Genomic DNA, 10,531 nt, shown 5'->3' on the forward strand with positions numbered 1-10,531 from the left:
GTCATCCCCGCTTAATGGCGTATTTCCAAACAACAAACCAAGCATCAATAGTTTTTCCTCAGATCCATACCGTCATAGAGTGAAGCCACAAACTCACCGTAACCGTTAAACGGCTGGGTATCAATACGGGTTGCTGAGAATAGTCCGCCCTCGCCAATACGACGTTCACTGGCCTGTGACCAACGAGGATGATCCACCGCCGGATTCACGTTGGCATAGAATCCATACTCGTGTGAGGCAAGCTGATTCCAGCTGGTGGGCGGCTGTTTATCCATAACGCGAATTCGCACTATCGATTTAATGCTCTTAAAGCCATATTTCCACGGCACCACTAAGCGAATGGGCGCGCCGTTCTGCGGTGGCAGGGTTTTACCGTACAAACCGACCGACATTAAGGTTAAATCGTTCATGGCTTCGGTTATCGTCAGGCCTTCAACATAGGGATAATGAATACCACCGCCCATTAATCGGCTCTTCTGCCCCGGCATTTGCTCGGGATCAAAAGCGGTTTCGAAGGCGACATACTTGCCCTTGTTGGTCACACCGACTTTTTTCAATAATGCCGCCAGCGGGAACCCCACCCAAGGGATCACCATGGACCAAGCTTCAACGCAGCGCAGACGATAATTACGCTCCTCAAGCGGGAACATTTTGGTGAGATCATTAAAATCTAAAGTCATGGGTCGTTCGACTTCACCTTCAATACGCAGTTGCCAAGGATCGACTTTAAAGCCTTGGGCATTATTGAAGGGATCTTGCTTATCCGTACCAAACTCGTAAAAGTTATTGTGCTGCGTCACTTTATCAAGCGGGGTTAACACATCGGCATCACCGTATTGCTTATTGGTTTGAAACGTCAGTGGTGTCGTGATAAATGACGACTTAGGCTGATCGCCAAATAGATCGAACAATCCGGCCTGCACATAACCGGGCACACTGGCACCAATAGCACCAAGCCCCATGGCTTTCACAATCTGCCGGCGCGAGCGAAACACCGCTTCGGGTGTCACTTGGTTGTCTTGCATGTGCCACTGCGCTTTTTTAAGAATACCTGGGGTAAAACGGGAATGTTTAGCCAATTAACACCTCTACCATCCAATGATTAACGCCACTGAGTCGCGATAAAAGCTTATCTGGCGCTCGTCTGTATCGCTCACTTCTATGCTCACTTTAATATAGACAGGTAAAAGCCAGAAAAACTTTCCACCCGTGAATAAATTCACCTTAAACGTATAAGACTTGCTCATTCAAGCATTAAGCGCAGATATAGTTGATTAAAGGGCTTGAAGCCTGTTAGGGGGCATGCGAACCTAAGCGCCAAAGCTAAAGGAGTGCTATTGATCATGCCATTTTCTCAATCTTTTTCCGTCGCCGAAATCATCGGCCTTCTCGCCATCGCCTTCTTAGGCCTGTTGATCGGTGCCCTGCTCAACCAAAGACTCACCCGCCAACGCTGGCAACAACATAAAGACCAACTTGAGCAAGAGATGCGTCAAGTGAATGAAGATGCTGAATTATCCTTAGCACAACAGCAGATTTTGGTTGATGACAAAGAGGCGCAACTGCGCCAATACCAGCAGCGCCTTGAGCTCAAAATTGAACAATTAGGTAAAGCCGAGGCCTTAGCCGAACGCGTTCCCACCTTAGAGCAGCAATTAAATGACAGCCAGCGCCGTCAGTTAGAAATTCAATTGGCCCTGTCGAAATCCAATGCCATGCAGCAAACCATTCAAGCCAAGGCCGATGCCCAACAAGAATCACTACAGGATAAAATCGCTAGCTTAGAATCGGCCGAAGTGCGATTAAAGACCCAATTTGAAAACCTCGCCAATCGCATTTTTGAAGAACGTAGCGAAAACTTTAAGCATCAAAATGCCAGCCAACTCGAAGGCGTGCTTGGGCCATTGAAACAACAGCTTGAAGGATTCAGACAACAAATTCGTGAATCCTACACCCACGAACAGTCCGAGCGCAGCGCCCTTAAACATCAACTTGAGCACCTGCGAGATCTCAATCTGAAGATGAGCCAAGATGCAATCAACCTGACCAAAGCGCTTAAAGGTGATAACAAGCAGCAAGGTAACTGGGGTGAAGTGATCCTCGATCGCGTCCTGCAGGAAAGCGGCCTACGCGAAGGCCATGAGTACCATACCCAACAAGAACTCAAGGATGACAATGGTAAGCGCTTTAAGCCGGATGTGATTGTGCATCTGCCAGAAAATAAAGACGTGGTCATCGACGCTAAAATGTCCTTGGTCAGTTATGAGCGCTACTTCAACAGTGAAGATCCGGCACTGCGCCAACAGGCGATTAATGAGCATGTGATCTCGATTCGCAGCCACATTAAAGGCTTAAGTCAAAAGGATTATCAAAATCTGCACGGGCTTAAGAGCCTAGATTATGTGTTGATGTTTATTCCTATTGAACCGGCATTTTTACTGGCGTTAGAGCATGACCCTAGCCTAGTGAATTTCGCACTTGAGCAGAATATCATGTTGGTAAGCCCGACGAATTTACTGGTAGCCCTGCGCACCATTAACAACATTTGGCGCTACGAATATCAAAACCAACATGCGCAAACCATTGCTAAGCAAGCGGGTCGAATTTACGACAAGTTATGTGGTTATATTGAAGACATGGAAAAACTCGGCCGCGCCTTAGATAACGCCGAAAAAACCTATCACAGCGCCATGAACAAGCTGTCATCGGGCAAAGGCAATCTAGTGCGTCAAGCCCACTTAATGCAGCAACTCGGGGTCGATACCAGTAAGCAGCTGGATAAAATGCTATTAGAAAAAGCGCTTAATGAAGCCCAAGACGACAACGATACACAGGATGACGCGGAGCAGACGCTGCCGCCAACGCGCGATCCTAAGGACACAGAACTCGAACCCGCGTAAATCCAGAATGAGATAGAGAGTTGAGAGACTGAGTTGATTACAAAGTTGAAAAACCTAATTGATTAATAGAGTTAAACACTCACCAATAACCTTGAATCGATACGGACATGTCGATTGATACCTTGATGCCCGGAGGCAAACGCTCCATGTGCAAAGCCGTGATGAATGTGGTTATATCCAGCGCAATATTGCTCGCAGGCGCCTTGAATGCCCCTTCTGCATTCGCGTTAACGCCAACGCAGAAAACTTTCCTTGAGGCCGAAAAAGCCTTAAAGAAACAAGACTATGAAGTCTATAAACCCCTACGGGCAAAATTGGGCGATTATCCGCTGGCGATTTACTTAGACCATGATATCGACATAGGCGATCTCAATGGTTTGCATGGCGCTGCGGCAAAAAATCTGATTGATAAGTATGAAACTACGCCTATGTACAACAGGTTAAGGTCTAAATACTTAAACAATGCGGGCACCCAAAAACGCTGGAGTGATTATCTTGCGATAAGCCCCGATGTCCCTACCGACATCCGCCTGCAATGTTATTACTACGAAGCAAAACTCGCCAAGGGCGATGTAAAGACGGCTTACGCGGCGGCGCAATCACTGTGGGTCTTTGGTAGTTCGCGGCCAAAGGAATGTGATCCCCTGTTCAATGCTTGGACCAAAGCAGGTAAACGCACTCAAGATGTGATCTGGGCGCGGATGATGCTGAGTTTTGAAACTGGCGAAACCAGTCTGCTGAGCTTTTTATCCCAGAAAATCACCACCCATAACAACGAAGCAAAGCGTTTAGTCGCTGTCTATAAAGATCCAAACAGCCTACGCCATACCGAAAAGTTTAAGGATAAAAATCCTATTGTCGGCGACATAGTCGCAGCGGGATTAAAACGCCTTGCCCGCAAGGATCTCGACCAAGCCATCAATTTGTATGAACGGTATCAAAAGGCCAATCGTTTTACGCCAGCACAAGCCCAACAGCTGGATAAATACTTGGTTCGCCGTATCTTAATCGAACAAGATGATAGCCATAAAAGCTATGTAGACAATGTGCTGGCCGAGCTGAAAAGTGACGACTTATTTGAACGCCGGTTAAGATGGGCCATTCGCGATCACGACATGCGCAGCATTGCCCGTTATTTAAATTTACTGCAACCTGAAACCTTGGCTAAGGAGCGCTGGCAATATTGGCTCTATCGCACTAATGCTAAAGATGCACCAGAAAGTGCCACTAAGGCTCTTGCGACAATCAGCAATGAACGTAATTTTTACGGTTTTGCCGCCGCGCAGTTTTTAAATAAACCCGTCTCGCTGAATCAAAGCCCTGAGCCTATCGTCGACGCCAGCAGCCAAAAATTAACCGATGACCTGGGTTTTGTGCGGGTGCAAGAGCTAATGGCGCTGGATCGTTATTTCGATGCACGTTACGAATGGATGTCGCTGCTCAGACGCAGTGACAACACTATGCGTGCCCGTTACGGCCGTTATGCCCACGAGCAAGGCTGGTATGATTTTGGCGTCGAAGCCAGTATCCAAGGTAAGTTGTGGGATGACATTCCCCTACGCTTCCCGATGGCGCACCAAGAAGGTTTTGAGCTCGCCAGTAAAAAACACAAAGTGAACATCGATGAGATTCGAGCGATCAGTCGCCGCGAGAGCGCGTTTTATCTTTATGCGACCTCAGGCGTGGGTGCCCGCGGCTTAATGCAAATTATGCCTGCGACCGCTAAAGCAACCGCCAAGAAACATGGGGCTAAATATAGCGATCCTAAGGATCTTTATAGCGCAGAGCTTAACCTCAATCTTGGCAGCGCTTACTATGCCCAGTTGTTAAAAGAGTTTAACCAGAACCGTATCCTCGCGACCGCCGCCTATAACGCAGGCCCGTCACGGGTGCGTCGCTGGTTGGCAAACTCAGATGGAAAACTCGATGCCATGGGCTTTATCGAAGCCATTCCCTTCACTGAGACCCGTGAATATGTGCAAGCCGTCTTCAGCTATCGATTGATTTATGAGGCGCAAGAGCAAAAAGCGCAGCCATTATTCAGCGAAGCCGAACTGAAGTTTGCTTACTAACTTGCGACATAAAAAGGAACTCGATGCTCAGCAGTATCGAGTTCCTACTTTTCAGCATACCCTAGGGTAATGCTCATGCTTTAACCGCCAAAAATTCTGAATGATATTCTCTAAATTCAAATAATTAGCAAAGCGAATAATTATTCAGCAATCACGCCGTTTTATCGTAAACTTGTTTGCACTGCGAGGCATTAAATGCGAATAATTAGTATTAATGCATTAAGACTCCCATTAGGCCCATGATTAACCTTAGTTCGTTAACGCTCAGCTGCGAATACCAACCCTTTGTCGATCCCCATACGTTAGCCATCGACGGCTATGAAGCCTTAGCGCGTTTTTATCTACCTGATGGCGATGCGGTTGCACCTAATATCGTGTTCGAGCAATTGCATGAATCCACAGAATTACTCGCCGCCGTTGAATATCAAGCCAAAGCATTTCAACTCGCTCACGCGCCCAGCCAGCAGCGCATTTTTATCAATGTCGATCCCCATGCTGTCGATGGGCCACATACTGCCAAGCTTATAAAGCTATTATCGCAGTACCAGCAAGTCACGGTCGAAATCATTGAAAATACCTGCATTAACGATGCCCAGCTTGCCAATCAGCTATTCAGCCAATTTAAACAAGCAAATATCAAGGTAGCGCTGGACGATATTGGCGCGCCCCACTCCATGCTTTGTGTCGATTTGATGATGAATGTGGATTATCTCAAGTTCGATCGCCATTGGTTAACCCACATCACGCATCCCGAGGGAGTCCAGTTACTCATAGCGCTGATTAACTTTGCCAAGCAAACCAATAAACAGTGCATTCTAGAAGGCATAGAAACCGAAGCCCACTTGGCGTTTGCGCGAGATATAGGCGTCGACTTAGTCCAAGGCTTTCTGTTTAAATCTTGGTTTATTCGCCCCACCCGCAGTCAAGCGCTGTGTCTTGCATAGATCCACGCGCCGCCCTTTGACTTTGCGCCACCAGCACACGCAAGCCTAAACGTCATTCAGTCGAGTAATTGATTTCGCACTATAAATGCCACTGGATAAGCAGGCGATGATCCGCCATAGTGGTTAAGCTTATCTGCTTTCGCATGCACTTTCAGTTACGCTTTTAAATGTATTAGGAGTTACCCGTGGCACAATCTGGGATCAGCGAATTACTACAACAACTCGAACAAGTGTTACTGGGCAAACCAAGGCAAATTCGGCTTGCTTTGGCCTGCATTCTCGCCCGCGGCCACCTGTTGATTGAAGATTTACCCGGCATGGGTAAAACCAGTATTTCCCATGGCATAGCCCAAAGCTTGGGCTTGAGTTACCAAAGAATTCAATTTACCAGCGACATGCTGCCCGCTGACATTCTCGGTGTGTCGATTTTTGATAAACATCAAGCGCAATTTATCTTCCATCCAGGGCCGATTTTTAAGCAGATGATCTTGGCCGATGAAATTAACCGCGCCAGCCCTAAGACCCAAAGCGCCTTGCTTGAAGCGATGGCAGAACAACAAATTTCCGTCGATGGCATCACCCACAGATTGCCTAATCCTTTCTTTGTGATCGCAACTCAAAACCCCACCGATCAATCCGGCACGTTTCCACTGCCAGAATCGCAGCTCGACCGGTTTATGATGCGTCTATCTATTGGTTATCCGAGCCACGACGCCGAACTTGCGATGCTGAAGAGCAATCATAACCACTTAACCTTAGATCAACTGCCCCAATGCCTGACGCCACTGGCCTTGATGCAACTGCAAGAACAATGCGACAAGGTCAGCGCTTCCGATGCCTTACTCAATTACATTCTGGCCTTAGTGAATTTTTCTCGCAGTCAAAGTGATAGCGTGGGTTTATCGCCCCGCGCTACCAAAGCCCTATTGCAAGCTGCTAAGGCATGGGCTTTTTTAGCGGGGCGACATTATTTAGTCCCTGAAGATGTACAAGCGGTCTTTTGCTGCGTGGCGGAGCATAGACTCAGAACCAGTAGCCAATTACAGGGTGAAGCCTTATCAGAGCGAATTCTGGTGAGTGTTAACCCCATCATGTGATGAACCGCTGTCATGAACAATATTGCTAAGGCATGCAGTTAATCGAGCAGTTAACCTAGGCATTAAAACAAGCCATTCAACCATGGAAGTGATGCAGAAGTGAAACGACTGATACGCCCTACTTTCGTTCCGACTCTAGTACCGATTTGGCAGCGTTGGTTAGCAAGACGTTTACCACCAAGCCCTGAAATCACCTTAAGCCATCGCAGCATTTTTATTTTGCCGAGCGGTTTTGGCTTAGTTTGGCTCGGGTTGGTTTTACTCTTATATCTATTTGGCACTAACTATCAAAATAACTTAGTCATTGGCCTTAGCATCTTATTATTAAGCCTGTTTAATACCTGTATTCTCTACAGTTACAAAAATCTGGCGGGTCTACATTTACGCGCCATGACGCCACCCGAAGTCTATGCGGGCGAAACCTTAACCTTTCCGGTCCTCATCAGCACCCATCACAGTGGTCATAATATCCAGCTTAACTATCCGCATAATCGCACTTATACGGTGCATAACGTCAGCACAGATGAACAGCAAGCGCTCGTGCCCTTCGAATATCATCAGCGGGGCCAAGTGTCACCGGGTAGGCTCAAAATTGAATCCTTCTATCCCTTAGGGCTGTGCCGCGCATGGTCCCATGTGGATTTGGCCATTAGTCACTTAGTCTTTGCCCAGCCGATTGAAGCGCCGCTGCAGCTTGAGGCTGATCATACTCAGTCTGAGCAAGATCCCCTGCTACTGGCGGGTAAACATGTGTCAGGCATCGATGAGTTTAAAGGACTTAAACCCCATGTGCTCGGCGAGTCCCTCAAGCAAGTGGCGTGGAAACAGTGGGCGCAGGGTCGCGGTATGTTGAGTAAAGAATTCCAGCAGCCCCAAGGCGATCCCGTTTGGTTAAGACTCAGACCCGATGCTAAACGGCTCGAAACCCAGTTGAGTCAATTAAGCTGGCAAATCAATAAACTCACGCAACTCGAGCAGTATTTTGGCTTACATCTGCAAACACCCATGGGCGAGGATATATTGATCGCGCCCTCTATCGGTCATAACCATAGAATCGCCTGCCAGAAAGCCCTTGCCTTGTATCCACAACTAGCGCCGTCAGCCGTTAATTCGTCATCAGCGGCAATGCACTCGAATAAAACGGCGAAAACCACCAGCAAGAAACGTCATGTCCCTACTTCGGGGGAACAGGCATGACATTAACGGCCAGCAGCACGACACCGCAAATTGGCGATAACATCAGCCGTCAGACACTCTTTTGGTTATTAATCACCAATATCGCCGTACTGAGCCCGCTATTTGATAAAACCACGCCTTGGACCTTAGGCATTTGCGCAATTTGTTTGCTGTGGCGTGTGGGGATTTATGTCGGCAAAGTGGCAAAGCCGCCGCGTTTTCTGGTCACCAGTCTTGCGATCGGCGCCGCAACCACATTAGCACTCGTGTCCAAGGAAATAGGCTTACTCAACGCACTCGTGAATCTGCTGCTGTTAGGTTACGCCTTAAAATACATTGAAATGCGTAACCAAAGGGATGTGCGCGTTGTCGTCCTCGCGGGCTATTTTATTATCGCGCTGACCTTTATTGATCACCAATCCTTGCTCAATACCGCGCATTTACTCGTGGTGACGCTGATCAACACCTGCGTGCTCGTGACTCTGTATCAAGATAAACACTCCCTAAAACACACGGCGTGGCTCGGTAGTAAATTTTTACTCCAGAGTGTGCCCCTCGCGCTGCTGTTGTTTTTAGTGTTACCGCGTTTTGCGCCGCTCTGGTTAGTGCCCAACATGAAAGAAGCGCAAACGGGCTTGTCTGATAGTCTGGCCATTGGTGATATCGGCAAGCTCACCCGTTCGACTGAACTTGCCTTTAGGGCGAGTTTTAACAATGCGGCGCCCATTAATGCTGAGTTATATTGGCGCGCGCTGGTGATGGAAAACTATGACGGTATAACTTGGCGTCAGGAGGAAGGCATTAAAAAGCTGCAAAAAGATGCGCTGCTGTTTCCGCCCTCGCGGCCCAGCCCCGCCTTGATGGTTAATAATCCAGCTTCGACAGTCACCAGTCCTGACTCTGTGAACAATAACCCTGATTTAATAAAGAACCCCGCTTCGATAAGCAGCGAAGATCAAGATGCTGCAAAACAAGGCAATCAAAACAACAAGCCTAGTCTTCGTTACCAAGTGATTGCTGAGCCTAGCCACCAGCCGTGGTTATTTGGTCTTGATGTCGCCTACAGCCAAGATGATAGTGTGGTCAATATGCCCGACTATCGACTGTTAGCGCTGCGCAATGTCGATCAGCGAATGAGTTATCAAGTGGAGTCTTGGCCCAAGGCGAAGATGGATCTCAGGCTCTCTGCGCGGCAAAGACAGATTAACCTCGAACTGCCGAGTAACAGTAATCCACGAACTTGGGCGCTGGCCGAGCAATTTAAGACTCAATATCCCGAGCCTAAGCCACGACTCTGGGCCATGATGCGCCACTTTAATACCGAGCCTTTTTTCTACACTCTCACGCCGCCTCCCCTTGGGCCGCAGCAAGTGGATGATTTTCTATTTGAAAACAAAGCCGGATTTTGTGTGCACTATGCCGCCGCCTTCATTGTTATGGCGCGGGCCACAGGTTTACCCGCACGTATGGTTACAGGTTATCAGGGCGGCGAATTTAATCCGCAAGCGGGTTACTACAGCGTTTATCAATATATGGCCCACGCATGGGCTGAGGTTTGGCTCGAAGGTGAAAGTTGGGTACGTTTCGATCCGACCGCTATGGTGGCGCCCGATCGTATCGAACAAGGATTTGACGCCCAGTTTGATCCCGCATTGAGTTACCTGCAGGAAAGCCCTTTTAGTAGCTTACGCTTTAAATCCATGCCTTGGCTCAATGAGTTAAGGCAACGTTTTGCCAGCATAGATTATTACTGGAGCGTGTGGGTACTGGGCTTCAACCAAGATAGGCAGAATCAAGTGCTCAGCGGCATCTTAGGAGATGTAACTAACACTAAAATCGCGGTATTTATGGGGCTGTGTATCAGCCTTATCGTGCTCTATATCGCCTACAGTGCGGGGCTATTACATTTTAGCACTCAGGGCGATCCTATCAGCGCTCGCTATCAACAGGTCTGCAATCGCCTCGCCCGCCATGGTATTAAGCGTAATGACAGTGATGGGCCAAACCAATTTGCGCAGCAGATTATCGAGCAATACCAACACAATGCACCACAGCTTTGTGCGCTGATGCATACCTTGACCCAAAGTTATGTGGCGCTGAAGTATCAAGATTTACCGGCTGATGACTATCAAGCGCATTTAACCGCATTTAAAGCGGCGGCGAAGCAACTGAATTGGTTATTGCTCAGGGCTAAGGTGAAAAAGAAGTTCACGCTAGCCTAGCATTTGTAAACTGAGCATTAGCCGGCCAAGTTGCATCAGTTCAAGGCTCAGTAAACGCCTAAAATTGCGGGTTAATTCCACAGAAGCAGCAATAGTGTTGAATCTTATAAATCAAACACA

7 protein-coding genes are annotated in these 10,531 nt (G+C 48.0%); 6 read left to right on the forward strand and 1 reads right to left on the reverse strand.

Annotation, left to right across the window (positions count from 1 at the left end; genetic code table 11):
- Positions 1–44 precede the first annotated feature (44 nt).
- Entirely contained in the window at positions 45–1,079 is a 1,035-nt protein-coding gene (gene msrP, locus Q4Q52_RS05915) for a protein-methionine-sulfoxide reductase catalytic subunit MsrP (protein WP_311990078.1), read from the reverse strand.
- A 264-nt stretch (positions 1,080–1,343) separates the two neighbouring features.
- Here msrP and rmuC point away from each other — a divergent pair, with 264 nt between their 5' ends.
- The 6 genes from rmuC (at position 1,344) to Q4Q52_RS05945 (ending at position 10,411) form a co-directional block, all read left to right on the forward strand.
- Positions 1,344–2,900: a DNA recombination protein RmuC gene (gene rmuC, locus Q4Q52_RS05920; protein WP_012089123.1), complete on the forward strand. Its 1,557-nt coding sequence runs from the start codon at positions 1,344–1,346 to the stop codon at positions 2,898–2,900.
- Between the two features lie 146 nt (positions 2,901–3,046).
- Positions 3,047–4,972 (forward strand): transglycosylase SLT domain-containing protein, encoded by a 1,926-nt coding sequence (locus Q4Q52_RS05925; RefSeq protein WP_311990097.1) that lies wholly within the window; start codon positions 3,047–3,049, stop codon positions 4,970–4,972.
- Positions 4,973–5,211: 239 nt separating this feature from the next.
- A complete protein-coding gene (locus tag Q4Q52_RS05930; protein WP_006081528.1) occupies positions 5,212–5,916 on the forward strand; it encodes an EAL domain-containing protein in 705 nt (234 codons plus the stop codon).
- A 185-nt stretch (positions 5,917–6,101) separates the two neighbouring features.
- Entirely contained in the window at positions 6,102–7,013 is a 912-nt protein-coding gene (locus Q4Q52_RS05935) for a MoxR family ATPase (RefSeq protein WP_311990079.1), read from the forward strand.
- A gap of 99 nt (positions 7,014–7,112) precedes the next feature.
- A complete protein-coding gene (locus Q4Q52_RS05940) occupies positions 7,113–8,210 on the forward strand; it encodes a DUF58 domain-containing protein (RefSeq protein ID WP_311990080.1) in 1,098 nt (365 codons plus the stop codon).
- Positions 8,207–10,411 carry a DUF3488 and transglutaminase-like domain-containing protein gene (locus Q4Q52_RS05945; protein WP_311990081.1) on the forward strand — a complete coding sequence of 735 codons (2,205 nt, stop codon included), beginning with the start codon at positions 8,207–8,209 and terminating at the stop codon, positions 10,409–10,411. Before Q4Q52_RS05940 ends, Q4Q52_RS05945 begins: the two co-directional genes overlap by 4 nt.
- Positions 10,412–10,531: the final 120 nt, after the last annotated feature.

Origin of the sequence: Shewanella sp. SP1S2-4, assembly GCF_031932075.1 — a bacterium.
GTDB lineage: Bacteria > Pseudomonadota > Gammaproteobacteria > Enterobacterales > Shewanellaceae > Shewanella > Shewanella baltica.